The organism is Mesorhizobium sp. B2-8-5, from assembly GCF_006440675.2.
Classification (GTDB): domain Bacteria; phylum Pseudomonadota; class Alphaproteobacteria; order Rhizobiales; family Rhizobiaceae; genus Mesorhizobium.
This window is the reverse complement of record NZ_CP083951.1, coordinates 5,766,217-5,789,772: the sequence shown is the minus strand read 5'-3', so window position 1 is coordinate 5,789,772 and position 23,556 is coordinate 5,766,217. Positions and strand designations below refer to the sequence as shown.

20 protein-coding genes are annotated in these 23,556 nt (G+C 64.2%); 7 read left to right on the top strand and 13 right to left on the bottom strand.

Annotated features, from left to right (window positions below; all coding sequences use genetic code 11):
- Positions 1–33: 33 nt before the first annotated feature.
- From FJ430_RS28665 to FJ430_RS28645, 5 genes are all read right to left on the bottom strand, one after another.
- Complete coding sequence (locus tag FJ430_RS28665; RefSeq protein WP_140705139.1) at positions 34–1,695, bottom strand: ABC transporter substrate-binding protein; 1,662 nt, start codon at positions 1,693–1,695, stop codon at positions 34–36.
- 237 nt (positions 1,696–1,932) lie between these two features.
- Positions 1,933–3,117, bottom strand: coding sequence for a mandelate racemase/muconate lactonizing enzyme family protein (locus tag FJ430_RS28660; protein WP_140705141.1), 1,185 nt, complete (start codon positions 3,115–3,117; stop codon positions 1,933–1,935).
- A 1-nt stretch (position 3,118) separates the two neighbouring features.
- On the bottom strand, positions 3,119–4,222 hold the full coding sequence (locus FJ430_RS28655) for a mandelate racemase/muconate lactonizing enzyme family protein (protein WP_140705143.1): 1,104 nt from the start codon (positions 4,220–4,222) through the stop codon (positions 3,119–3,121).
- A 26-nt stretch (positions 4,223–4,248) separates the two neighbouring features.
- The gene (locus FJ430_RS28650) at positions 4,249–4,938 is read right to left on the bottom strand and encodes a GntR family transcriptional regulator (protein WP_140645104.1); all 690 of its coding nucleotides are present in this window, start codon (positions 4,936–4,938) and stop codon (positions 4,249–4,251) included.
- Between the two features lie 97 nt (positions 4,939–5,035).
- Positions 5,036–5,827, bottom strand: a complete 792-nt coding sequence (locus FJ430_RS28645) for a 2OG-Fe(II) oxygenase (RefSeq protein WP_226891942.1) — start codon at positions 5,825–5,827, stop codon at positions 5,036–5,038.
- Positions 5,828–5,925: 98 nt separating this feature from the next.
- Here FJ430_RS28645 and FJ430_RS28640 point away from each other — a divergent pair, with 98 nt between their 5' ends.
- Positions 5,926–6,819, top strand: a complete 894-nt coding sequence (locus FJ430_RS28640; RefSeq protein ID WP_140705145.1) for a LysR substrate-binding domain-containing protein — start codon at positions 5,926–5,928, stop codon at positions 6,817–6,819.
- 116 nt (positions 6,820–6,935) lie between these two features.
- On the opposite strand, the gene FJ430_RS28635 is transcribed toward FJ430_RS28640, so the two are convergent.
- Genes FJ430_RS28635 through FJ430_RS28625 form a run of 3 tightly spaced genes read right to left on the bottom strand, consistent with a single transcriptional unit; the run spans position 6,936 to position 11,577 of the window.
- Entirely contained in the window at positions 6,936–8,084 is a 1,149-nt protein-coding gene (locus FJ430_RS28635) for an efflux RND transporter periplasmic adaptor subunit (protein ID WP_140645102.1), read from the bottom strand.
- 35 nt (positions 8,085–8,119) lie between these two features.
- Positions 8,120–11,317 carry an efflux RND transporter permease subunit gene (locus FJ430_RS28630; RefSeq protein ID WP_140705147.1) on the bottom strand — a complete coding sequence of 1,066 codons (3,198 nt, stop codon included), beginning with the start codon at positions 11,315–11,317 and terminating at the stop codon, positions 8,120–8,122.
- Positions 11,311–11,577, bottom strand: coding sequence for a hypothetical protein (locus FJ430_RS28625; RefSeq protein ID WP_226891941.1), 267 nt, complete (start codon positions 11,575–11,577; stop codon positions 11,311–11,313). The genes FJ430_RS28630 and FJ430_RS28625 overlap by 7 nt, the downstream gene beginning before the upstream one ends.
- A 223-nt stretch (positions 11,578–11,800) precedes the next feature.
- Here FJ430_RS28625 and FJ430_RS28620 point away from each other — a divergent pair, with 223 nt between their 5' ends.
- Both FJ430_RS28620 and FJ430_RS28615 read left to right on the top strand, forming a co-directional pair.
- Positions 11,801–12,382, top strand: a complete 582-nt coding sequence (locus tag FJ430_RS28620) for a TetR/AcrR family transcriptional regulator (RefSeq protein ID WP_140544202.1) — start codon at positions 11,801–11,803, stop codon at positions 12,380–12,382.
- Between the two features lie 173 nt (positions 12,383–12,555).
- Positions 12,556–13,230: a methyltransferase domain-containing protein gene (locus FJ430_RS28615; RefSeq protein ID WP_181167005.1), complete on the top strand. Its 675-nt coding sequence runs from the start codon at positions 12,556–12,558 to the stop codon at positions 13,228–13,230.
- 455 nt (positions 13,231–13,685) lie between these two features.
- Here FJ430_RS28615 and FJ430_RS28610 read toward each other — a convergent pair whose 3' ends face one another.
- From FJ430_RS28610 to FJ430_RS28590, 5 genes are all read right to left on the bottom strand, one after another.
- Positions 13,686–14,708, bottom strand: coding sequence for a LacI family DNA-binding transcriptional regulator (locus tag FJ430_RS28610; RefSeq protein ID WP_140645099.1), 1,023 nt, complete (start codon positions 14,706–14,708; stop codon positions 13,686–13,688).
- Between the two features lie 89 nt (positions 14,709–14,797).
- Positions 14,798–15,592 carry an ATP-binding cassette domain-containing protein gene (locus FJ430_RS28605; RefSeq protein WP_140645098.1) on the bottom strand — a complete coding sequence of 265 codons (795 nt, stop codon included), beginning with the start codon at positions 15,590–15,592 and terminating at the stop codon, positions 14,798–14,800.
- A gap of 3 nt (positions 15,593–15,595) precedes the next feature.
- Positions 15,596–16,582, bottom strand: a complete 987-nt coding sequence (locus FJ430_RS28600; RefSeq protein ID WP_140705151.1) for an ABC transporter permease — start codon at positions 16,580–16,582, stop codon at positions 15,596–15,598.
- A gap of 95 nt (positions 16,583–16,677) precedes the next feature.
- Positions 16,678–17,610, bottom strand: coding sequence for a substrate-binding domain-containing protein (locus FJ430_RS28595; protein WP_140657693.1), 933 nt, complete (start codon positions 17,608–17,610; stop codon positions 16,678–16,680).
- Positions 17,611–17,876: 266 nt separating this feature from the next.
- Positions 17,877–19,034 carry a fumarylacetoacetate hydrolase family protein gene (locus FJ430_RS28590; RefSeq protein WP_140705153.1) on the bottom strand — a complete coding sequence of 386 codons (1,158 nt, stop codon included), beginning with the start codon at positions 19,032–19,034 and terminating at the stop codon, positions 17,877–17,879.
- Positions 19,035–19,294: 260 nt separating this feature from the next.
- On the opposite strand from FJ430_RS28590, the gene FJ430_RS28585 reads away from it, so the two are divergent.
- From FJ430_RS28585 to FJ430_RS28570, 4 genes are all read left to right on the top strand, one after another.
- Complete coding sequence (locus FJ430_RS28585; RefSeq protein WP_413467809.1) at positions 19,295–20,512, top strand: NAD(P)/FAD-dependent oxidoreductase; 1,218 nt, start codon at positions 19,295–19,297, stop codon at positions 20,510–20,512.
- 94 nt (positions 20,513–20,606) lie between these two features.
- Positions 20,607–21,497, top strand: a complete 891-nt coding sequence (locus FJ430_RS28580; protein ID WP_140705157.1) for an ABC transporter permease — start codon at positions 20,607–20,609, stop codon at positions 21,495–21,497.
- Positions 21,494–22,312 (top strand): ABC transporter permease, encoded by an 819-nt coding sequence (locus FJ430_RS28575; RefSeq protein ID WP_140705159.1) that lies wholly within the window; start codon positions 21,494–21,496, stop codon positions 22,310–22,312. The genes FJ430_RS28580 and FJ430_RS28575 overlap by 4 nt, the downstream gene beginning before the upstream one ends.
- 27 nt (positions 22,313–22,339) lie before the next feature.
- Complete coding sequence (locus tag FJ430_RS28570; RefSeq protein ID WP_140705161.1) at positions 22,340–23,410, top strand: ABC transporter substrate-binding protein; 1,071 nt, start codon at positions 22,340–22,342, stop codon at positions 23,408–23,410.
- Positions 23,411–23,556 lie beyond the last annotated feature (146 nt).

The window sequence follows — 23,556 nt, the reverse complement described above, 5'->3', positions numbered from 1 at the left end:
ACTGGCGGTGCGGGATCTATGCTTGCCTCATGCTCAGCCTTTCGACGCCTTCTCGAGGAACAACTGCGACATGGCGGTGGGCTGCACGCCCGCCACGCCTTTCGCCGTCGCCGTCAGGTAGTCGTAGAAATAACCGAAGATGACCGGCGTTTCCTCGAGCAGCAGCTTCTGGATCTTGCCGGCGGTGGCCTTCTGCGCCTCGAAGTCGAGGGCCGCGATATAGCTCGCCGCCATCTGGTCGTAGTCCTTGTTCTTGAAGTGGGCGGCATTCCAGGTGCCGTCGCTCTTCAAGGGTGCCGCCAGATAGACGTTGGGCACGCCGCGGTGGCCGTAATCGGTGATGCCCATCGCCGAATCCAGCCAGTTTGACTTGCCGAACACGGCATCGCCATAATAGGCGCTCTGGTCCAAGATGTTGAGCTCAAGCTCGATGCCAATTTCCTTGACCCAGTTCTGGATGAGCTGGGCGTATTCCGGGATTTCCAGATAGCGCTCGGTGGTGAGCGTCATCTTGAAGCCCTGGCCGGCGCCCGCCGCTTCCATCAGTTGCTTGGCCTGGGCGATGTCCTGCTTGCGTTGCGGCACGCTGGTGTCCGTCGAAGGGTAGACAGGGGCGAATGGGCTATCGTTGCCGAGTGCCGAACGCCCTTTCATCAGGCCGGCGGCGAGCTTTTCACGGTCGAGGCAGAGCGCGATGGCGCGGCGCACGCGAGCGTCCTTGGTCGGGCCCTCGTCGCAATGCATATGCAGCTGCTGATGCGCGGACGACTTCAGGCTGATGACGTCGACATTCGGATCGTTCAGCACCGCGACGCCCGCCAGCACCGGCATCTGGTTGATGATGTCGATCTGGCCGCCCTGCAGCGCCAGGATCTGCGGCTGGATGTCGGTGAAGAAGGTGAATTCGGTGCGGTCCGGCAGAGCCTTTTCGCCCCAGTAATCGTCGTTGCGCACGAAGGAGGCGCCGACCTTGGGCGTGTATTTTTCGAGCTTGAACGGCCCGGTGCCGTCGAAGCTCTGCTCGTAGCCGCCCTTGTAGCTCGCCGGGATGATGACGGCGTTGTAGTTGTCGGAGGACAGCATGTAGGGGAAGTTGCCGTTCGGCGCATCGAGGTGGAATTCGACGGTGTAGTCATCGACCTTCTTCGAGGCGCCCTTCTGCAGGATACCTGTGAATACCGACAGCGCGTTGGACGAGTTTGCCGGATCGGCAAGCCGGTCGATGCTGGCCACCACGTCGTCGGCCTTCATCTCGCCGCCCGAGTGGAATTTCACGCCCTTGCGCAGCTTGAAGGTCCACACCGTGCCGTCGGTGTTCGGCGACCAGCTTTCCGCCAGTGCCGGCTTCAGAACGAGGTCCGGACCGTCGACGCAGAGGAATTCCGCGACCTGTTGCATGACGAGCAGGCCACCGGCGTCGGCGATGGTGACCGGGTCGATCGCCGCTGCCGGCACGCTGCTGCCGACGCGGATGGTGGCGCCGGGCGCGCCGGCGCGAGCGAGCGAGGGTGCCGCGCCGAAGCCGGCGGCCATGCCGATGCGGCCGAGCAGCGGCAGCGACAGGCCGAGCAGGCTGCCGTGGCGCACGAATTCGCGGCGGCTGATGCGGCCGTCGATCAGGCCGTCGATGAGGTGGTTTTCGAGTGGCGTCCGGCCGCGCCGGATCAGATCGAGAATGCGATAGTTCTTGCTCATGGGTCTAAGCCCTTTCCCCAGTTGTTATGGTTGGCGGGTGCATTCCAGTAGACGAGTTCCGTGGAGTTCTCCGGTCCAGGCACTCGGTATCGGTCGATATACAGTAGCATGCGGTTCCGACCGGTCCATCCGCTCCTTGGGACGGAAAAGTCAGATTTTCTTGATGGATTGTCTGTCGGCCAGGCGGCCCGTGGCCGCCCTTTTTTCGATAAGTCCTGTTTACTTTTCGACATCCTCCTAATTCAGCGGCAATCTGCGGTAGGTCCCGGGCTTTTCCGGGTCGTGATATTTGTTGCAGGGGCCGTTTTCGACGAAGTCGCGATGGCAGGCGGCAAGCCGTTCCCGCGACAGCGTGACCCCGAGGCCGTGGCCTTCAGGCACCCGTACGACGTTGTTTTTCGGCGCGAACGGGCCTTCCTCGATGATGTCCATCGGCTGCATGCGAAACAGCGACTGGTTGGGCTCCCTGATCCAGCCGAGCGCGGCGCACAGATGCAGGTAGCAGGCGCTGCCGATGCCGGTGTCGCCGCTGTAGCACCAGTAATCGATGCCGGCGTGCTCGCAGGCGCCGACGAAGCGCAGCATCCGGTTTATGCCGCCATGCGCCGTCGGGTTGCCGACGAAGGCGTCCGGAACCTTCAGCTCAATGGCGCGGGCAATGTCGATGTTATGGGTCGAGAACGGGATCGAGGTGTGGCGGCGAAGCTCGCGCATCTCCTCGTTGGTCGCCACCGGATCCTCCCAGTTGCGCACGCCGAGCTCTTCCAGCGGCCGCGTCAACTGTCTGGCGGTCGCCAGCGAATAGGCCTGGTTGGAATCGATGCGGATCATCGCATCGTCGCCAAGCTTCTTGCGGATGAGCTCGACCATCTTCAGCGAAACTTTCGGATCGTGCGTCGAGAACTTGCCCTCGAAGAAGGTCGTGCCGTGGCGCTCGTTGAGTTCGACGCAGTAGTCGGCGACTTCTTCCGGCGTCTTCTCGCCTTTCACCTTGGCTCCATCGCCGCGCAGCGAAAAATAGTCGGTGAAGGGAATGTCCTTGCGCATCGCACCGCCGAGCAACTGATAGAGCGGCTGCTTCCAGGCCTTGCCGCGCAGGTCCCACAGCGCCATCTCGATGGCGCCGAAGGCCATGATGCGGATGCGGTCGTTGGTCGATTGCACGCCGCTCCAGAAGGGCAGGCAGACTTCCTCCGCTCCGGCGATGTCGAAGGCGTCGCGCCCGGCAAGCCTCGGCGCCAGCACGTCATTGATGACGGCGGCCGCGCCTGGCGTCGGCGCCTCGCCGATGCCGACAAGTCCGTCCTCGGTCTCGACCTCGACGATGGTCGGCGAGAAACCGTCGAGCTCGCCAAAAACCCAGACATAAGGGGCCTCCAGCCTGTAATTGATCGGTGTTGCCTTGACGCGCCTGATCTTCATTTCAGCCGATCTCGAAGAAGGGTTCGCCGAGCAGGCCCGGGTCGACGTCGATGCCGAGGCCGGCGCCGTCGGGAATGCCCATATGGCTGCCGGTCACCGGCGGAGCATTCCTGGCGGTGCGCACCGTCACCCATTCGTGGAAAGCGATCGCATGCAGCCGGCGCTCTTGCGGCGTCGACAGCGACAGATGCGCCATGGCCGCGGTGTCGATCTCGGCGCCGCCCGTATCCTCGACCGTGATCATGAAGCCGAGATCGACGGCAACGTCGCGGATCAGCCTTGTCTGCGTCACCCCGCCCAAGCGCGAAATCTTCAGCGTCAAACCGTCGGCGGCACCCCTGCGGTGGATCTCCAGCATTTCGCCCAGCGAAGTGACGGATTCGTCCAGCACCATCGGCTTGTCGAGCATGCGGCGCACCGACATGTTCTCCTCGATGGTCGTGCAGGGCTGCTCGAACGTGTAGTCGATGCCTCGCGTGGCGTCGGCGAACTGCCGCGCCTGGTAAGGCGTCCAGCCGGCATTGGCGTCGCAGAAGATCACCGTGCCCTTCGTCACGGCGGCGGCCACCGCCGTGACCCGCTCGATGTCGTCATGCACATTGCCGCCGACCTTGACCTGCAGGCGCCGGCACCCTTCGGCGATGATCCGCTTGGCCAGCGCCGACATCTGGTCGAGCGTGCCGTGGGTGACGACCCGGTAGGTCTCCGCCATGTCGCTCTCGCGCCCGCCGAGCATCGTCACCAGAGGCACGTCGGCCGCGCGAGCGGCGAGATCCCAGCACGCCATGTCGAGCGCCGACTTGATGTAGGGATGGCCCTTGAACACCGTGTCCATCAGCCGGCCGATGCCGGCCAGCCCGCGCGGATCCTGGCCGATGAGATGCGGCGCGATCTCCGGCACGCCCGCGCGTGTTCCCGCCGGAAACGCGGCCGAATAGAAATTGCCGAGCGGCGCCATCTCGCCCCATCCGGTCACGCCGCTGTCGGACGTGATGGCGACGATCACCGCGTCGAAGCAGTCGGCAACGCGCCCCTTGGACATGCGGTAAGGTCCGTCCACGAAGGGCTGGACGACATGATAGGCCTTGATGCTCTTGATCTTCATGTTCGTGTCCGTTGTCCGTACGTCTGTCAGTTCTTCGATGCGCGCTTTTCGAGGCCGCGCGCATAGGCAAGAAGCTCTTCGAAATCGAGGCCGATATGCTCGCGCGCATGGCGCTGGGCGGCGCGCATGTCCGAGCCCTTCATCAGCGCCACATAGGTTTCGTGCACATCCTCGGCCGGCACCGGCTCGTTGCGGGCGCGCTGGTGCAGGGCGAAATACATCTGCAGCCGGCTGGTCAGGCGCTGCCAGGTCTCCAGCAGCACCGAATTGTCGGCCCATTCGTAGATCAGCCCGTGCAGCTGCAGCGCCGTCTCGATCTGGCGCGTGGTGTCCTTCGCCCGCGTCGCCTGCTTCACCGCTTCATGGCGGCGGTCGAGCTCGTCGAAGAAGCGCTGGTCGCGCTGCGGCCAGGTCTTCTCGATGGCGAACTCGTCCAGCACCTGGTTCAGGGAATAGGCGTCGACGATATCCTTGGCGGTGACCTCGATGACGAAGGTTCCGGCATAGGGGATGCTGGTCAGGATGCCTTCCTGCACCAGCTCGCGCATCGCCTCGCGCAATGGCGCGCGGCTCACCCGCATCTGTTCGGAAATCCTGAGCTCATTAAGCTTTTGCCCCGGTTCCAGCTGTCCGGTCAGGATGGCGCGCCTCAGCAGGGCGACGATCTCCGCCCTGCGCGTCGTATCCGCGATCGGACTGAAATCCGGCTTTGCCATGTGTCGACTCCCGAGAGGAACTTCTGCAAGACAAGCAGATTGTCGACAATCTAACAAGAGCCGATTTCCGTGAATTCCGGGTTTTGAACCGGCAGCCTCAAGCCGCTCGCCCGTAGAAGCCGATCCGCTCCTCATCGGTGAACATGACGCCAGGACGTTCGTAATAGGAAAACACCGCGATCATGCGCTCGCGGTTGCCTTCAACGGTGGTCACGCGGTGCGCGGTGTTCTTGCCGCGGAAGACGTTGAGCGTGCCGGCATTGATGCGCAGGATCTTGGCTTCGGGATCGCGTCCCTCGAGCAGCTTGGCCACGCCGTCATAGTTCGGGTTGTCGTCCGAGCGCAGGTCGGTGCGGTATTCGAAGTCGCCGCCGACCTCCGGGGCTTGCAGCAACAACGTCGTGGTGAATTCCGAGCGGTCGAAATGCCAGTTGAGCGCTTCGCCGGCGCGGTAGCCCATGACATTGGCGCGGGCCAGCGGATCCTGCATGACATGCAATTGCGGCTTGTCCATCGTCGCCGCCAGGAACCGCGCCAGCGGCGCGTATTCGTAGATTGAAAGCACGGTGCTGCCGGGAATCTGGTCGGCGCAGACCGTATGGCTGATCGTCTCGACCTTGCGCAGCGCCGGATGGTCCGGCGAAAGCTCCGGGATCGACGGCTTGAAGTAGATGTTGTGCATGCGCCTGTGGACATGCGAGCGCGTGTCCATTACCGGCCGGATCTCGGCGACCGCCTTTTCGGCAATGCCCGGGCGCAGGAACCCTTCCAGATTGAACATGCCGTTTGCCGCCAGCGCGGCCTTGGACTCGTCCACCAGCCGCTGCCATTCGGCACTGCCCTCGCGGTCGAGCGGGTAGCGGTCCAGGTCGAGAATGTTTTCGATCATAGCGTCCTCCGAAATCCGAGGTCACTACACGGCAAGGAAATCTTTGCCGCAACGCGGAAAATTGTTAGGCTCTCCCAAGAAAAACTTTCGAGGGAAACGTGGACAAGCTTCCGCCATTGAACGCGATGAGGACTTTCGAGGTCGCTGCGCGCGCCGGCAGCTTCACGCTCGCCGCAAGCGAGCTCGGTGTGTCGTCGGCCGCGGTCAGCCAGCAGATCCGCAACCTGGAAGACTGGTTCGGCAAGCAGCTCTTCATGCGCAACGGCAATCGCATCGCGCTGACCGATGCCGGCCACGCTATCTATCCGCAGACGGCGCACGCACTGGGCGAGATCGCGGCGGTCGGCCGGCGCATGCTGGAAGGCGGCTTGCGCACGCGCCTCGTGGTGAGCGTGCCGTTCTCGCTTGCCGAGCTGTGGCTGGCGCCGAGGCTTGGCGTGCTGCTCGACGGTTTTCCGCGGATGGCGATCGATGTGCGGGTCGAGGACGATCCCGTCGACGTGGTGCGCCAGAATATCGACCTGCGCATCTCCTATGGCGACTACCACTATCCGGCGTTGAAGATGGTGCGGCTCGTTCATGACGAGGTGCTGCCGGTCGCCGCGCCCGATTTCTGGCAGCGTCACGGCAATGGCGCCGCCAGCTTGGCGGACGTGCATGAGAGCCACTTCATCCACACCAATTGGGGGCCGAACTATGCCTCGCACCCGAGCTGGGCGGACTGGTTCGCCGCCGCCGGCGGCAGCCGCGCGCCGGACCCTTCGCATGGCCGCCGCGTCGGCCTGTCCAGCCTGGCGATCGGCGCGGCGCGGCTGGGGTTGGGGGTAGCCCTGGGACAAAGGGTGATGGCGAATGCCGATCTTGAGGCGGGCCGATTGATCGCCCTGTCGTCCGTCTCGGTTCGTCTCGGCCAGCCTTATTGCGCCTTCATGCTGCCGGCGAAGGCGGAACGCGCGGATATTACCGGATTGGTCGCGCTGCTTGGCAAGTAATTCCACTAAGCCGCGCACGGAGCCAGCGTCGGGAGCCGCCTGAACCCTCATAGCAAAAACGGCGCCCTCGACGTGGGTGTCGAGGGCGCCGTCGGACCGGAAACTGATGGGGGTTATCAGCTGGCCGGTTTCGGTTGCGGCAAGGGAGAGACCGGCATTCCGGGTCCGATTTTCTGCAGATTGCCCGTGATCACCTGATCGGACTCGGAGATTCCGGAGGTCACGGAAATCAGGTCGCCATCGGTAGGCCCAAGCGACACCAGCTTCTGGTCGACGGTGTTGCCCTTGCCGATGACATAGAGGTACTTGCCGAGCTGGCTGGAACCCAGCGCCACCTGCGGCACCATCAGCGTGTTGGGCTGCTCCTTCACATGCAGCCGCACCCGCACATACTGTCCCGGCAGCAGCGTGAACTTGGCGTTGCCGATCGTGGCGCGCGCCGTGATCGTGCCGGTCGAGTGGTCGATCGTGTTGTCGATGAAGGTGAGCTCGCCCTTCTGGCTGGGCTGGGTCTCGCCAGGCAGGAGCACGTCGACGGCGATCGGACCGTTGGCCTTCGCCTGCTCGATCTGGACGAGGTCGGTCTCGCTCGGATTGAAGGTCACATAGATCGGATCGAGCTGCACCAGCGTGTTGAGCACCGTTCCGGCGACGCTGACCAGCGTGCCGACCGAGGCCTGGTTGCGGCCGATACGACCCGGGAACGGCGCCTTGATCTCGGCATAGCCGAGATTGAGCTCGGCCGTCCGCACCGCCGCCTGGTCGACGGCAAGGGCGGCTTGCGCCGTGCGCAGATTGCTGGTGCGCTGGTCGAAACTGTCCTTGTCGAGGTAACCGGCCTTGGCAAGATCGGTGCCGCGGCCGAGATTGGATTTTGCATAGTCGAGCGTCGCGGTATCGCGCTGCACCTGGGCCTTCGCCTGGTCCAGCGCGGCCTGATAGTCATCGGGCGCGATGCGGTAGAGCATATCGCCCTGCTTGACGTCGCTGCCGTCGGCCGCGGTCTGCTCCTGCAGATAGCCCGGCACGCGCGCCTGCAGCGTGATGCTGCGGATCGACTCGACCCGCGCGGCGTAGTCGAGATAGATCGGCAGCGTCCTTTTCACGACATTCACCACTGGCACCGGCATGACGAAGGCTGCCGGCGCTGGCGCGGCGCCCGCCGTGCCTCCGCTGAGATTGCCCATGTCGAGCAGGTGGACACTTGCCACCGAGATCGCGCCCAGCGCGACGGCCGTCCCCAAAGCGATTTTCCATCTACGCATTTTTTTCTCCAATCCTTATTCAGCCGCCTGGCGAGCTATTCAGCCGCCTGGGCCAGCGGCTGAAGCGCCGGCTCGGCGGTCGGTTCAATTTCTTCTGGCCGAGGGGCGTCATGGTGGCCCTTGTCCGGTTCCTTTTCGCCGCGTTCGCGCAGCTGCTCGATCACCGCGTAGAAGACCGGCACGAAGACCAGCGACAGGATCGTCGCCGCCACCATGCCGCCGAAGACGGTGGTGCCGATCGACTGACGGCTGGCCGCACCGGCGCCGGTCGCGAACATCAGCGGCAGCACCCCGAGGATGAAGGCGAAGGCCGTCATCAGGATCGGCCGCAGGCGAAGCCTCGCGGCTTCCATCGCCGCTTCGACGATGGTGAGCCCTTCCTCGCGCCGGCGTCTGGCGAACTCGACGATCAGGATCGCGTTCTTGGCCGCCAGGCCGATCAGCATGACGAAGCCGATCTGCGAGTAGACGTCGATCTGCATGCCGCGCAGCAGGAGCACCACGAACGCGCCGAACAAAGCGAGCGGCACGGCGAGCAGCACCATGAAGGGCATCGCCCAGCTTTCATACTGCGCCGCCAGGATCAGGAAGACGAAGACGATCGCCAACCCGAACACGACCGAAGCGATCGATCCGGCCTTGAGCTCCTGATAGGTGATGCCGGTCCACTCGTAGCCGAAGTCGCGCGGCAGCACGTTCGCTGCCGCCCGCTCCATGGCCGCCACCGCCTGTCCGGACGAGAAGCCGGGGGCAGCGCCGCCATTGATGAGGGCCGAGGCATTGTTGTTGTAGTGCGGCACGGTCTCTGGACCGACGATCGGCACCAGCCTGCCCAGCGTGCTCAGCGGCACCATGCCGCCCGACGCATTGCGCACATAGAGCCGCGAGATGTCGGTGGCGTCGGCGCGCGCGTCCTTGTCGGCCTGGATGGTCACGCGGAAGGTGCGGCCGAACAGGTTGAAGTCGTTGACGTAGAGCGAGCCGAGATAGATCTGCAGCGTGTTGAACACGTCCGGCAGGTTGAGGCCGAGAAGCTTCGCCTTGCTGCGGTCGAGGTCGTAGTTGAACTGCGGCGTCGAGGTCGAGAAGGACGAGAACAGCTGTTGCGGGTTGAGCTCCGGCTGCTTGCGCGCCTCCGCGATCAGCGCCTGCGTGACATCGTTCAGCGCCGCACTGCCGCGTCCGGAGAGATCCTCCACCTGGAACTCGAAGCCGCCGGTGGTGCCTATGCCGGGGATCGAGGGTGGGTCGAAGGACAGCGCGAACGCATCCGGCATCTGCAACAGCTTGCCGCGCACCTGCTCGACCAGTTTCGACGCGCTCTGGTCTGGGCCGCGTTGGTCCCATGGCTTGAGGATCGCGAACTCCACGGCCGAGTTCGATTGGGCGGCGCTGGTCAGGAAGTTCAGGCCGCTGATCGAGCCCACGATGTCGACGCCGGGCGTGTTCTGCAGGATGTCGCGTGCCTTCTGCGCCACCGCATCCGTGCGTTCGAGCGAAGCGCCGTCCGGCAGCTGGATGACGACGAAGAAATAGCCTTGGTCTTCGACCGGCAGGAAGGTCGAGGGCAGTTTCTGCCAGACGAAATAGGTGGCGACCAGGCCGGCCGCGAACAGGCCGAGCATCGCCCAGCGCAGCTTGATCAGGATACGCACGCCATGCGCATAGGCATGCGACAGCCAGTCGAAGCCGGCGTTGAACCAGCGGAACAGCACGAACTGGGTCTCGCCGCGATGGCGCAGGAAGGCGGCGCTCAGCGCAGGCGACAGCGTCAGCGAGTTGAAGGCGGAAATGCCGACAGAGATCGCGACTGTCAACGCGAACTGATTGTAGAGCCGGCCGGAGACGCCAGGGATGAAGGCGACGGGAACGAACACCGCCATCAGCACCGCCGTGGTGGCGATGATCGGCCCGGTCACCTCGGCCATCGCCGCGCGCGTCGCGGCAAGCGGCTTGAGCCCGGCCTCCAGCTGTCGCTCGACATTCTCGACCACGACGATAGCGTCGTCGACCACAAGACCGATCGCCAGCACCATGCCGAGCAGCGAGAGCATGTTGAGCGAGAAGCCCAGCATATACATGATCGCCAATGTCGCGATCAGCGAGACGGGAATGGCGATGGTCGGGATGATCGTGGTGCGCCAGCTCTGCAGGAAGACGAACACCACCGCCACGACCAGCACCAACGCTTCGCCGAGCGTGATCAGCACGTCATGCATCGAAGCCGACACGAAGCGCGTCGTGTCGTAATGCATGGCGTAGTTGACGCCCTTCGGGAAGCGCTGCGACAGCTCCTGCATCTTGTCCTTGACCCGCTGCTGCAGGTCGAGGGCGTTGGAGCCGGGCATCTGGTAGACGGCCAAAACCACCGTCGGGTCCTTGCCGAAGAAGGCGGAGGAAGAATATTGCAGCGCGCCGAGCTCGATGCGGGCAACGTCGCGAAGGCGCACCAGCGAGCCGTTCTGCGAATTGGCGCGCACGACGATGTCACCGAATTCCTTCGGGTCGCTGAGGCGGCCGACGGCGTTGACCTGCATTTCGAAGGCGGTGCCGGCGGGCGCCGGCGACTGGCCGATCTTGCCGGCCGCCACCTGCACGTTCTGCTCGGCGATCGCGTTCTGCACGTCGACGGCGGTGATGCCGAGATTGGCAAGCTTGTCCGGGTCGAGCCAGACGCGCATCGAATAGCGGCGCTCGCCGAAGATCTGCACGTCGCCGACGCCGGGCAGGCGCTTCAGCGGATCGACCACCTGCAGATAGGCGAGGTTGCTCAGCGCCACCGGATCGACCGAGCCGTCCGGCGAGGTGAGGTCGACGATCAGCACGAAATTGGGGTTTTGCTTCTTGATCGTCACGCCGCCCTGGTTGACGATGGCCGGCAGGGAGGATGCCGCTTGCGAGACGCGATTCTGCACGTCGACGGCCGCCGTGCTCAGCGGATAGCCGACGTCGAAGGTGATGGTGATGGTCGAGGAGCCATCATTCGAGCTCGTCGACGACATGTAGGTCATGCCCTGCACGCCGTTGATCTGCTGCTCGAGCGGCGTGGTGACCGTATCGGCCACGACCTGCGCGCTGGCGCCCGGATAATGGGCGCTGACCACGACTTGCGGGGGCGTGATGTCGGGGAACTGCGAGACCGGCAACAGGAAATAGGCGATCGCACCGGCGAGCACCATGATGATGGCGATCGCCGACGCGAAGATCGGGCGGTGGATGAAGAAGTTCACCATGATGCGGACGCCTCGCCGAACGGTTTCGCGAAATGGCGCAGGCGCCGGGCCCGGCCGGAGCCGGAATCCGCCAGGAAGGATGGCGGGTCATCGTCGCCCGGCGCCTGTTCCGCCGCGCGTGAGCGCAGCATCCGTTCGAAGGCTTTGGGGTCGATCCCGTCCGCCTTCATCACCAGCCGGATCATCGGATCCCGGATGGCTTCGTCGATCGTCAGGTCTTTGCGCTTTTGCATAGGAGCGGCTCCTTGCTCGGCCCGCATCGATTGATCACGGGCCGCTTTTTCTCGTTCTTCACCGGCCGAAGCCGCATGACAGGCAGGTTTTGCGTCCTATCTCACTCTGGCAGGGCTATCGGAGGCCTTGTCGTTTGACGGCGAGCGATATAGGTGTTACCAGTAAGTAACATGCTGGAAGTTACAGACCGGTAACACCCTAGTCAAGAGGTGGCGACGGTTTTTTTGGAAACGACGAAAGGAGATCATGATGACTGACGGCGTCGCGGAGCGTTCCCGCCCCCGGGATCGAATCCTGGAGACGGCGCAAGACATGTTCCACAAGCACGGCATCAAGGGTGTTGGCGTCGACGCCATCACCGAGGCTGCCGGCACGAACAAGATGACGCTTTACCGTCACTTCGAATCCAAGGACGAATTGATCGTCGAATGCCTGCGCGCCACGGCGGCGAAGGCGTCAAGGATCTGGGACGAGTTCGAGGCCAAGCATCCCGGCGACAAGCTCGCCCAGTTGCATGCCTGGGTCCAAAAGGCTTCCGAACTGCTCAGCGCCGACAGCCGCGGCTGCGACATGGCCAATGCCGCCGTCGAGCTCACCGAGACCGATCACCCGGCCAGGCGCGTCATCAAGGAACTGAAGGAGGCCCAGCGCGAGAAGCTGGTTGCGCTTTGCCGCGATGCCGGCATCGGCCAGGCCGAGCTGCTCGCCGACACACTGTCGCTGCTGCTCGAAGGCGCGCGCGTCTCGATGCAGAGCGTCGGCGCCGAAGGCCCGAGCGCGCAATTCGTGCGCATGGCCGAAAGCCTGATCGCCTCATTCCGGGCGCGCTGATGTCTTCGCCTCATCCTGACTCTGTGATCCTGTCTCAGAATCAGGCGCCCGGCCATGCAATGGGTCAGGCAAGTTTTCCGGAGATGTATGAGCGCTGGCTCGTGGGTCCTCTCTTTCGCCCTTGGGCCGAAGTGACCTTCGAAGAGGTAAGGCTGTCCCCAGGCCATCGTGTCTTGGACATCGCTTGTGGTACAGGGATAGTTGCGCGCGTTGCCAAGGAACGGCTTGGTGCCGCCGGATATGTTGTCGGCATCGACATCAGCCCGGATATGCTCGCCGTCGCGCGCACCGTGGCGCCGGACATCGACTGGCGCGCCGGCAATGCCAGTGCGCTGCCACTCCGTGACGGAGAGCAGTTCGACGTGGTCGTCTGTCAGCAGGGGCTGCAGTTCGTTCCCGACAAGCCCGCTGCGGCGGCGGAGATGCGGCGAGCGCTGGCGCAGGGCGGCATGTTGGCGGTTGCCACTTGGCGGTCCGATGAGGAAATCCCCTTCTTTCGAGAACTCCGCCGCGTCGCCGAGCGACTCCTCGGCCCAATCGCAGACCTGCGCCACAGCTTTGGGAACTCGGCGCCGCTCGAGGCGCTGCTCCGGGACGTCGGCTTCCACGACGTTCGATCAAGGACAATATCGCGTATCATACGCTTTGAGGACGGCGCGCCCCTCCTGCGATTGAATACGATGGCGCTGGTCGGCATGAGTGCTGCCTGCAAGGCAATGACCGATCAGGAACGCAAGCGCGTTGTGGAGGACATCGTGAGCGGGAGCGCTGCCGTGCTGCAGTCCCACTCCGATGGATCGGGAGTCGCTTTCGAACTCAGCGCCAACCTGGCGACAGCCAAAGCCTAGAGCAATTCAAGGAAAAGTGTGAGCGGTTGGGCTCCGCGCCTTCGCTGTAACGTCGGATGGACGCTCGCTCCACGGGGCTGGCGCCGCCTCCGCATCATCGCCGTGCGGGCAAAGAAAAAGCCCGCTGCCGGGAGGAGGTGGCAGCGGGCTTGATTTCGAATACGGCACGGGAGGAGGTGTGCCGTACTCAGCGTCGGCATCACATCTGGGAGGAGGAGACGGCCGACACCCAGACAAATACGGGCTGCCTAACGATTCGGCAATTGCGAAACCTGCATAGCTGGTGTGCAGAATTGCGGGATCAATCGTCGGACAAATGCTAAAGCGCGTCGCGCTGAAGCGGATTCAGGCGACGCGCTTTAAGCCTGTGTTTTCATGCATGTCGTTATCGCAAAACCGCTGCACACTTTTGCGCGACATGCATTAAGGCCGCCTTCGTGCGCCCACCCGCTGGTTTATTGCACCGGCACGTTTTCCTTGAAGATCAGCCGCGGCTCGATGAACTTTTTCGTCAGATACGGCGCCGACGACGCGATGGATCCGAGCAGGCGGATCACCGACTGCTCGGCGATCAGCCGCGCATTCTGGTCGATGACGACGTCGGCGAGATCGTCGACGAGATAGCGGCGCGTTTCCTTGGTCAGGTCGTGGCAGATGAAGACCGGCTTCTTGCGCGGCTTGACCTCGAGCAAGGCCTTGGCCACGCCTGATCGTCCGGCGCCGACGCAGTAGATGCCGAGCAGGTCCGGTTCGTTGTGCAGCGCCTTGATGGTCGCGCGGTAGCTGGCGTCCGGGTCGTCATTGCTCTCGGCGGCGCTTGAGACCGTGAGATTGGGGAACTCCTCGCTCAGCACCGAACGAAAACCCATCTCGCGCTCCTCGTGGCCGCGATAGGAGCGCGAGCCGACCACCATCGCCAGATGTCCTGTACGGCCGCCGAGGAAGCGGCCCATCAGCAGCGCCGCGGTGCGGCCCGCCACCCGGTTGTCGATGCCGACATAGGCCGAGCGCGGTGCCGCCGGCACATCCGAGATCAGCGTGACCAGCCTGATCCCGGCATCGACCAGCTCGCGCAGGATGTTGCGCGTGCGCGGGTGGTCGACGGCGATGACGCCGACGCCGTTGGCTTTGAGCGACAGGTTCTCCACCGCGCCTTGCAGCGCGCCCGGCGAAATGCCGGCAAGGTTGTGGATGCGGCAGGAGGCGACCAGCGGCAGGCGTGCCGCATAATCCTCGATGTGATGCGCAAGATCGGCCATGAAGCCGTTGGACCCGATCGGCAGGAAGAATTCCAGGTGCGCCGGCTTCGACGGCAAAACCACCTGATCGAGCGTTGGCAGATAGCCGAGCTGCTTGGCCGCCTCCATCACCCGCTGCCGGTTGGCAGCACTTGCCCCTGGCCGGTTGTTGAGCACCCTGTCGACGGTCGCGGTCGACAGGCCGCAGCTTCTGGCGATGTCGGCTACCGTGGCTTTCATGAGTCCAGTCATAGGATGGGAAGCGAGCCCCTGTCAGGACAATTCAACGTCAGGCCAAACGGACACCGGGCCAAATCGACGCCAGACCGTCAGCCATGCCGCTGCGGGCCGTCGGAAATCGCGTCCCGGATCTCCTTGTCCGACATGCCGGTGATGACGCGTTCGACCTCGGCGACCGTCGTCTTTTTCGGATCGATGTCGTCGGCCACCACCTTGCCCCGGCGCATCACCACGATGCGGTCGACCACCTGGAAGACGTGATGGATGTTGTGCGCGATGAAGATGCAGGAGTGCCCGGAATCACGGGCGCTGCGCACGAAGCTCAGCACCCCTTGCGTCTCGGCGACGCCGAGATTGTTGGTCGGTTCGTCGAGGATGATGAGATCGCTGTCGAAATGCATGGCGCGCGCGATCGCCACGGCCTGCCGCTCGCCGCCCGACAGCGAGCCGATCGGTGTCGTCGGCGGGATGTTCTTGGTGATGCCGACCTGCCTGAGCAGGTCGCGCGCCACCGCGTTCATTGCGTCCTGGTCCATGCGGTTCAGGAAGCGCGGCGCCCTGATCGGCTCGCGCCCGAGGAACAGGTTGCGCGCGATCGACAGCTGCGTGACGAGGGCCGAGTCCTGGTAGATCGTCTCGATGCCGTGAGCGATGGCGTCGCTGGTGCTGCGCAGCGTGACCTTCTTGCCGCGGATGAAGATGTCGCCGCTGGTCAGCGGCACGGCGCCCGACAGCACCTTGATCAGCGTCGACTTGCCCGCGCCGTTGTCGCCGAGCAGGCCAACGATCTCCTTTTCGTTGACGTGGAAATTGGCGTCCACCAGCGCCTGCACGCGCCCGTAGGACTTGCGGATGTTTTCCATGCGGATCAGTGGTTCGGCCATGGTTCAGGTTCCTGCCTGGTGCCGGCGTTCGAGCCAGGAGTGCAGCGCCATCATGCCGAGGATGATCGCGCCGATGAAGATGTTGTAGGCGAGCCCCGGCACGCCGATCAGCACGATGCCGTTGCGCATGACGCGCAGGATCAGGATGCCGAGCACCGTGCCGATGATGGTGCCGCGTCCGCCGGTCAGCGCCGTGCCGCCGATCACCACCATGGCGATGACCTCGAGCTCGTAGCCGGTGCCGCTGTTGGGGTTGGCCGCGGACGTGCGCAGCGACGAGATGACGCCGGCGAGCGACGCCATCACCGCCGACAGGATGAACAGGCCGACCTTGACGCGGTTGACGTTGACGCCGCGCGCGCGGGCCGCGTTCGGATTGCCGCCGGCGGCCTGGATCCAGTTGCCGGTGCGGCTCTGCGTCAGCACATAGCCGAGCACGATCGCGGCGCCGATGAACCAGAACAGCGAGGCATAGATTCGGAACGGGCCGACATAGAAGTCGCCGACCAGGATGTTCGCCAGCCAGCTGCCTTCCGCGCTCCAGGTGCGCTGTGGGAAACCGTCGGTGATGAACAATGCCGTGCCGCGCACGACCAGCAGCATGCCGAGCGTCACCAGGAAGGACGGGATCTTGAGCTGGGTGACGAACCAGCCATTCACCAGCCCGACCAGGGCAGCGACGATCAGCGCGATCAGCAGGCCCATCTCCAGCGAAGTGACGCCGCTGTTGAAGAGCGTCCACATCAGCACCGGCGAGAAGCCGAACAGCGAGCCGACCGAGAGGTCGAATTCTCCGGATGTCATCAGCAAGGTCATTGCCAGCGCGATCAGGCCGAGCTCGACTGTGAAGGCCAGGATGTTCGAAATGTTCTGCGGCGACAGGAAGTCGGGATTGATGCCCCAGAAGACGACGAGCTCGACGACGAGCAGCACCAGCGGACCGAATTCCGGCCGCGCGACAAGGCGTTGGACGAAGGAATGGTTTTCCATTGAACCCGCGACGTAAGCGCGGCCGCCCGATGGGGACGGCGCGGGGAGAAGGAAAAACGGTCGCGACAGGGTGTCGCGACCGTTTCGCTTGAGGATTATTTGCCGGACAGGATCTTGTCGTAGACGCCGGCGGTGTCCTTCTCGTAAAGCGCGCCGGTGATGACGTTGAAGCCCGGGGGGATGCCGCTGGCGGCCATGTTGGCCATCGACAGCGCAATATAGCTGGTCGCCTGCGGGTCCTGCCACTGCCCGGCATTGACGTAGCCGTTCAGCACTTCCTGTGTGGTGTCGAGCGAGTTGCCCCAGCCGACGACTGGGATTTCGCCCGGCTTGACGCCGACCTGGTCGAACACGCGCTTGATCGAGCCGGTGACGAGATCGCCGAGGCCGATGATCGCCTTCACCTTGCCCTTGTGAGCGGTGAGGTAGTCGACCATGCGGTTGATCGCTTCGGCTTGGTCGAGCGTCGCCTCGGTCACCTCATAGGTGATGCCGGCCGGCTCGAACACGCTCTTGATGCCTTCTTCTTCCTGCACGCCATAGGTGGCGCCAGGGATCTCGACCGGCATCCAGACGAAGTCGCCCTTCTTCACCAGGCCCTTGTCGACCAGATACTGCGCCCAGTGCTTGCCGAAGGTGACGTTGTCGCCGCCGACATAGGCGTTGAAGTTGGCTTTCGGATCGGGCGTGTTGAAGTTGATGATCGGGATGTTGGCCGCGCGGGCCTCCTTGACGATCTCGACCAGGCTGCCCGGATCGGGGCTGGTGGTGGCGATGCCGTCGGCCTTGGCCGCGATCGCGGCGCGCACGGCTTCCTGCTGGGACGCGACGTCGCCATTGTGGAACGAGGTGTTGACCGTGTTGCCCGTGTCCTTGGCCCATTGCTTGGCTCCGGCCAGGAAGTAGGTCCAGACCGGATCGGCCGGGCCGCCATGCGAAATCCAGTAGAACGTCTTGGCCTCGGCCATCGCCGGAATGGCGAGTGCCGCGATCAAGCCAAGCACGAGTAGTCTTAGCCGCGAAAGCATTCGATTTCCTCCCATGTTGAAACTCCTGGATCAGCGCGATGCGACCTTGGAACCCGCATCTCCTGCCAGCGCCGACCGGAACGTCCAGAGCATTCTCTTTTTCGGGCGGTGGCAAGCCTCCATCGTCAGTGGATGTTGGCACAGGCGCGCACGCCATCACCAATCCCATCAGATTGCATCAGCAACGGTGATATTCGTTGGGCAAGCGGCACCATCGACCATCCGCTGCACGGTGGCCTCCAAGCAAACGCCCTTCTGGTGCGGCGTTAGAGAAGGCCCGCCTTGGCCAGGTCGCGCATCAGGTGGCTGGCGCCGTAGGTCCAGTGCGGGCAGTCCGGCGACAGGCGCACGCGGTTGGTGAGCGCACCGAGCTTTTCCGACGAGATGGTGACGATGTCGCCGACCTTGTGGGTAAAGCCCTTGCCCTTCTCGCCGCGATCCTTCGACGGCACGAACATGGTGCCGAGATAAAGCGCCAATCCGTCCGGATACTGGTGATGCGGCCCCATCGCGGCCTTGACCAGCTCTTCCGGCGAGCGGCTGATTTCCGCCATCGAGCTCGCGCCCTGCAGCGAGAAGCCGTCCTCGCCCTCGACGCTGAGCCGCACCGTGGCGCGCTTCACGTCGGCGATGGAAAACGTCTCGTCGAACAGCCGGATGAAGGGGCCGAGCGAAGCGGAAGCATTGTTGTCCTTGGCCTTGCCGAGCAGCAGCGCCGAGCGCCCCTCGACGTCGCGCAGATTGACGTCGTTGCCGAGCGTGGCGCCGACGATGCGCCCCGAACTGTCGGCGATCATGGCGATCTCCGGCTCCGGATTGTTCCAGGTGGAGACCGGATGCAGTCCGACATCGGCGCCGAAGCCGACCGAGGCCATAGGCTGGCATTTGGTGAAGATCTCGGCATCCGGGCCGATCCCCACTTCCAGATATTGCGACCAGGCCCCGCGCGAAATCAGCTTGGCCTTGATCTCCATCGCCTCCGGCGAGCCGGGCTTGAGCTTCGACAGGTCGTGGCCGATCAGCCCGGCGATGTCGGCGCGGATGGCGTCGGCTTTTTCGGCCGAACCGCGCGCCTGTTCCTCGATGACGCGCTCGAGCAGGCTGACGACGAAGGTGACGCCGGAAGCCTTCACCGCCTGCAGGTCGACGGGCGAAAGCAGGATCGGCCTCTTCGCATCGCGTTTGTCTTCGAAGCTGTTGGCCGCGATCTCGGCGAGCGCGCCGATCGCCTTGCCCTTGGCCGAGCGCAGATAGCCGGCCGGATCCTTCAGCTCGCAGACATCGCGCACCGTGGGCGCCGCGCTCGAGGTGATGTCGATGACCTGGCCGTCGCGCACCGTGACCACCAGCGGATGAGTAGCTTCGCTTGTCCTGGCGCGGCCGACGAAGAGGCCGTCGGCGGGCAGGCGGGTCGGATCGGTCATGGTGATGCTTCCTCTCAACTGTCGCGCGGCACTTTCCCCGGATTTGGGTCAAACGTCCATGCCGTTTGTAGCCCGGTTCGTGGGCCAGTTGTCCCTGTCATCAAAAGCGTAGCCGGCTGGCCCATCGAAACGCGCTTTCAAATTCATGAAATCAACAATAGGATTTTCACGAAGTTCCAGCGCCGAGGTGATCTTTGCCCGCAGCCTTTTCCGATCCGATTTGGCAAAGGCCGCAGGCTGCCCTGGCATTTCAATCGAGCTTGTCGGCTGGCGGCACGCTCGACGCGGTCATCGTCGGCGGCGGCATCATGGGATTATCGACGGCGCTGCATGCGGCGCGCGAGGGGCTTTCCATTCAGGTGCTTGACGCCGGCGCGATCGGACAGGGCGCTTCGGGCCTCAATGGCGGCCAGGTCATTCCAGGCCTCAAAAACGATCCCGAATGGCTGCTCAGGCATTTCGGCAAGGAGCGCGGCGAAGCCCTGGTGGAATTCGCCGCTTCGACGGCCGACGCCGTGTTCGATGTGATCCGCGACGAGAAGCTGGCGGTGCCGTTCACGCGCAACGGCTGGATCCAGGCGGCCCACACCGAAACCGCTTTGACCGCGGCAGCGAACCGGGATCGCCAATGGCGCTCGCGCGGCGCCGACGTCGAGCTGCTCGACAAGGCAGGGATCGCGGCGATGACCGGCGCCAGGGGCTATCTCGGCGGCTGGCTCGACCGCCGCGCCGGCGTCATCGATCCGCTGTCCTACACGATGGAATTGGCGCGCGTCGCCTCGGCCGCCGGCGTGAAGAGCGCCGAGCAGCAAAGGGTGGTGAAACTCGCCAAGGAGGCCGGCGTCTGGCGGGTTTCGACGCAAGGCGGCGCCGAATTGCGCGCCAGGTCGGTCGTGCTCGCCACCAACGCCTATACGGACGGCCTGCTGCCTGGCCTCGCACAGACGATCGTGCCGCTGCATTCCTTCCAGATCGCCACCGCGCCGCTGCCGGCGGACCTTGCAGCCAGCATCCTGCCGGGCGGGCAAGCCGTTTCCGATTCCCGTCGCATCCTCGTCTACTATCGCCGGAGTCCCGATGGCCGGATGGTGCTGGGCGGCCGCGGCCGCATGGCGCTGCCCTCCAGCCCTGCGGACTGGGCGCATTGCGAACGCGCGCTCACCCGCCTCTATCCGGCGCTCGCGGGCGTCGCCATCGAAAAGCGCTGGTTCGGCCGCGTGGCGCTGACACCGGATCATCTGCTGCATCTGCATGAGCCGGAGAAAGGTCTGCTCGCGGTCGTCGGCTGCCAGGGCAGGGGCGTCGGCCTGATGAGCGCGCTGGGCAAGCGCATGGCGAATTACCTCGCGAGCGGCGATGCCAGGCAATTGCCGTTCCCGCTGTCGCCGATCAAGCCGATCCCGTTCCACGCTTTCCGCCAGGTCGGCGTCGCCGCGGCGATCACCTGGTACCGGATGCTCGACGCGTTCGAGCGCTGACCCCGAACGCGTGCGGCGCACAAGCGATTCAGCTTGACAGTTTCAGGAATATGAAAAATCATTGGGTTATTTCAGAATTTCGATGGACAGTTCGATGTCGTCGACCATCGCTGCAACGCGGCCCCTGCCGGAAAACCGCATCTCGCCGGTGTTTCGCTTCGCCATGCTGCTGCCGGGCGGACTGGTCACCTTCTTCCTGATCCTGTTCGCGCTTGGCCTGGTGGTCTTCCTCGCCTTCAGGGGCAATGACGGCTCGCTGCTCGGCGTCGGCCTGACGGCGGAGAATTTCGTCACCGTCGCTACCGATCCGCTCTACTGGACGGTGACGCTGCGCTCGCTGGTCATCGCCGGCCTGGTCACGCTCGCCACCGTCGCCACCGCCTATCCCGTCGCCTATTACCTCGCCTTCCACGCCGGCCGGCGGCGCAACCTGCTGCTCTTCTTGGTCACGTTGCCGTTCTGGACCAGCTATCTGCTGCGCGTCTTCGCCTGGAAGATCGTGCTCGCCTATAATGGCGTTCTGAACTCGGCCTTCATCGAGACCGGCCTCTGGTCACAGCCGACGCTTGCCTTCCTCAACACGCCGGCAGCGGTGGTGGTGACGCTCGCCCACGCCTACGCACCTTTCGCCATTCTGCCGATCTATGTGGCGCTGGACACGATCCCGAAATCGCTGCTCGAAGCCGCGTCCGATCTTGGTGCGCGGCCGTTCACCAGCTTCCGCCGCGTCGTGCTGCCGAATTCCATGCCGGGCGTGCTAGCGGCAGCACTCGTCGTCTTCGTGCCGACGGTCGGCGATTATGTGACGCCGGCCATGGTCGGCGGTCCTGCCAGCACCATGATCGGCACGCTGATCCAGTCGCAGTTCGGCAAGGCCAATGACTGGCCGTTCGGCGCCGCGCTCTCGGTCTGCGTCATGCTGGTCATCCTCTGCGTGGTGCTCGTCGCGCGCGGCGCCGACAGCAGATTTGGCAGTCGCACATGAGCGCCCGGGCTGACACCAGCAGCGACGGCCGCTGGCTCGGGCTCTATGTGCTTGGCTATCTCGTCTTCCTCTATCTGCCGGTGCTTTTGATCCCGCTGTTTTCCTTCAACAACTCCATCCAGGCGGCGTTTCCGCTGCGGGGCTTCACGCTCGAATGGTACCGCACGCTCTACGGCAACCCGGCGCTTTCCGGCGCTTTGGCCAACAGCCTGGTCATCGGCGTCATCGCCGCCTCCGGCGCGACGCTCTGCGGCATCACTGTCTCCTATATGGACCTCTACGGCCGCTCGCCGCTCGCTGCCACGATCAGCGCCATCGCCCGGCTGCCGATCCTGATCCCGGGCGTCATCGTCGGCATTTCGCTGTTGATCCTGGTCAACCTCATCGGCCTTGGGCCATCGCGCGTTTCCATCGTGCTCGGTCACATCCTCGTCGCGCTGCCGACCACCGTGGTGGTGATGCGCAGCCGCTTCGCCGCCATCCCGAAGACGATCCGCGAAGCGGCGCTCGACCTCGGCGCTTCCGACTGGACGACGTTCCGGCGCGTCATGCTGCCGCTCAGCCTGCCAGCCGTGCTGTCGGCTTTCATGCTCTCCTTCCTGATTTCCTTCGACGAGTTCATCGTCGTCTTTTTCCTCGCCGGCACCGAGCCGACGCTGCCGCTCTACATCTGGAGCCAGCTGCGCTTCCCGCGCTCGCTGCCAACCGTGATGGCGCTCGGCACGGTGATCCTCACTGTCTCCTTCATCATCGCCGGCACCGCCGAAATCCTTCGCCACCGCGGTCTTGGAACTGCGCGCCGCAATCCAGCCTGAACCACAACAAAGAAGAGGAGAACGAAAATGACATTCCACCTGAAATCGATCGCCGGACACAAAGCCCGGGCCGGCCTTGCCGCACTGGCGCTCGCGCTGTCGTCGACGGTCGCTCTGGCCGCCGACAAGCTGCAATACTTCACCTGGTCGGGCTACGAATTGCCCGACTTCAACAAGAGCTTCCTTGCCGCGCATCCCGATGGCGTCGAGGCGACGATCTTCGGCGATGACGACGACGCCTTCACCAAGGTCAAGGCCGGCTTCCGCCCCGACATCGCTCACCCCTGCTACGACAAGGTGGCGCGCTGGAACAAGGAAGGCCTGCTTCAGCCGATCGACACCAAGCGCATCAAGAACTGGGATTCGATCTTCCCGGTGTTCAAGAACTTGCCCGACCTGCAGGCCGGGGACGGCAAGGTCTGGATGGTGCCGTGGGACTGGGGCAACACCTCGATCCTCTACCGCACCGATCTGGTGAAGAACCCCGAGGCGAGCTGGAACCTTCTGTGGGACAAGCAATATGCCGGCCGCATGGCGACCATCGACGCCGTGCACGACACGCCGATCGTCGCCGCCCTCCTGGCCGGCGTGAACCCCTTCGACATGACGCCGGACCAGATGGACAAGGTGGCCGAAAAGCTGCGCGAGCAGCGGCCGCTGCTGTCGAGCTACACCACCGACATGACCTCGGTCGAGCAGGCTTTGGCGAGCGGCCAGCTGGTCGCCGCCATGACCTGGAATGCCTCGGCCACCTCGCTGAAGAAGCAGGGCGTGCCTGTCGAATTCATGAAGCCGAAGGAAGGCATGCTGACCTGGGCCTGCGGCTTCGTCATGCTGAAGGACGCCAAGAACGTCGACCTCGCCTATGACTTCATCAACAGCCGGCTCGACGCCGACTCCGGCAAGTTCCTGATCCAGTCCTACGGCTATGGCAGCTCGCTCTCGACCGCCTTCGCCGGCGTGTCGAAGGAGGAGCTCGACAAGCTGCAACTGCCGGCCGATCCGGACGTGATGCTGAAGAGCACCATCTTCACCGGCCCGATGAAGCAGAATGACGACGTGGCCAAGATGTTCGAAAAGGTGAAGGCAGGGGGCTGAGCGATTAATTGCCGAAGTTTTGCGCTGCCCCTCACCTGCCTGCCGGCATCCTCTCCCCGTATAGTGACGGGGAGAGGGGCGCTGTCGCCGGCGGTTTCGCCAATCACCTCGTCGCAGGACTGGCGCCAGCGTTGCGGCCAGTTCCT

Coding starts and splice junctions, on each gene's coding strand:
- FJ430_RS28665 (WP_140705139.1), bottom strand. CDS start 1,695: ATGAGCAAGAACTATCGCATTCTCGATCTGATCCGGCGCGGCCGGACG.
- FJ430_RS28660 (WP_140705141.1), bottom strand. CDS start 3,117: ATGAAGATCAGGCGCGTCAAGGCAACACCGATCAATTACAGGCTGGAG.
- FJ430_RS28655 (WP_140705143.1), bottom strand. CDS start 4,222: ATGAAGATCAAGAGCATCAAGGCCTATCATGTCGTCCAGCCCTTCGTG.
- FJ430_RS28650 (WP_140645104.1), bottom strand. CDS start 4,938: ATGGCAAAGCCGGATTTCAGTCCGATCGCGGATACGACGCGCAGGGCG.
- FJ430_RS28645 (WP_226891942.1), bottom strand. CDS start 5,827: ATGATCGAAAACATTCTCGACCTGGACCGCTACCCGCTCGACCGCGAG.
- FJ430_RS28635 (WP_140645102.1), bottom strand. CDS start 8,084: ATGCGTAGATGGAAAATCGCTTTGGGGACGGCCGTCGCGCTGGGCGCG.
- FJ430_RS28630 (WP_140705147.1), bottom strand. CDS start 11,317: ATGGTGAACTTCTTCATCCACCGCCCGATCTTCGCGTCGGCGATCGCC.
- FJ430_RS28625 (WP_226891941.1), bottom strand. CDS start 11,577: ATGCGGGCCGAGCAAGGAGCCGCTCCTATGCAAAAGCGCAAAGACCTG.
- FJ430_RS28620 (WP_140544202.1), top strand. CDS start 11,801: ATGACTGACGGCGTCGCGGAGCGTTCCCGCCCCCGGGATCGAATCCTG.
- FJ430_RS28610 (WP_140645099.1), bottom strand. CDS start 14,708: ATGAAAGCCACGGTAGCCGACATCGCCAGAAGCTGCGGCCTGTCGACC.
- FJ430_RS28605 (WP_140645098.1), bottom strand. CDS start 15,592: ATGGCCGAACCACTGATCCGCATGGAAAACATCCGCAAGTCCTACGGG.
- FJ430_RS28600 (WP_140705151.1), bottom strand. CDS start 16,582: ATGGAAAACCATTCCTTCGTCCAACGCCTTGTCGCGCGGCCGGAATTC.
- FJ430_RS28595 (WP_140657693.1), bottom strand. CDS start 17,610: ATGCTTTCGCGGCTAAGACTACTCGTGCTTGGCTTGATCGCGGCACTC.
- FJ430_RS28590 (WP_140705153.1), bottom strand. CDS start 19,034: ATGACCGATCCGACCCGCCTGCCCGCCGACGGCCTCTTCGTCGGCCGC.
- FJ430_RS28580 (WP_140705157.1), top strand. CDS start 20,607: ATGTCGTCGACCATCGCTGCAACGCGGCCCCTGCCGGAAAACCGCATC.
- FJ430_RS28575 (WP_140705159.1), top strand. CDS start 21,494: ATGAGCGCCCGGGCTGACACCAGCAGCGACGGCCGCTGGCTCGGGCTC.
- FJ430_RS28570 (WP_140705161.1), top strand. CDS start 22,340: ATGACATTCCACCTGAAATCGATCGCCGGACACAAAGCCCGGGCCGGC.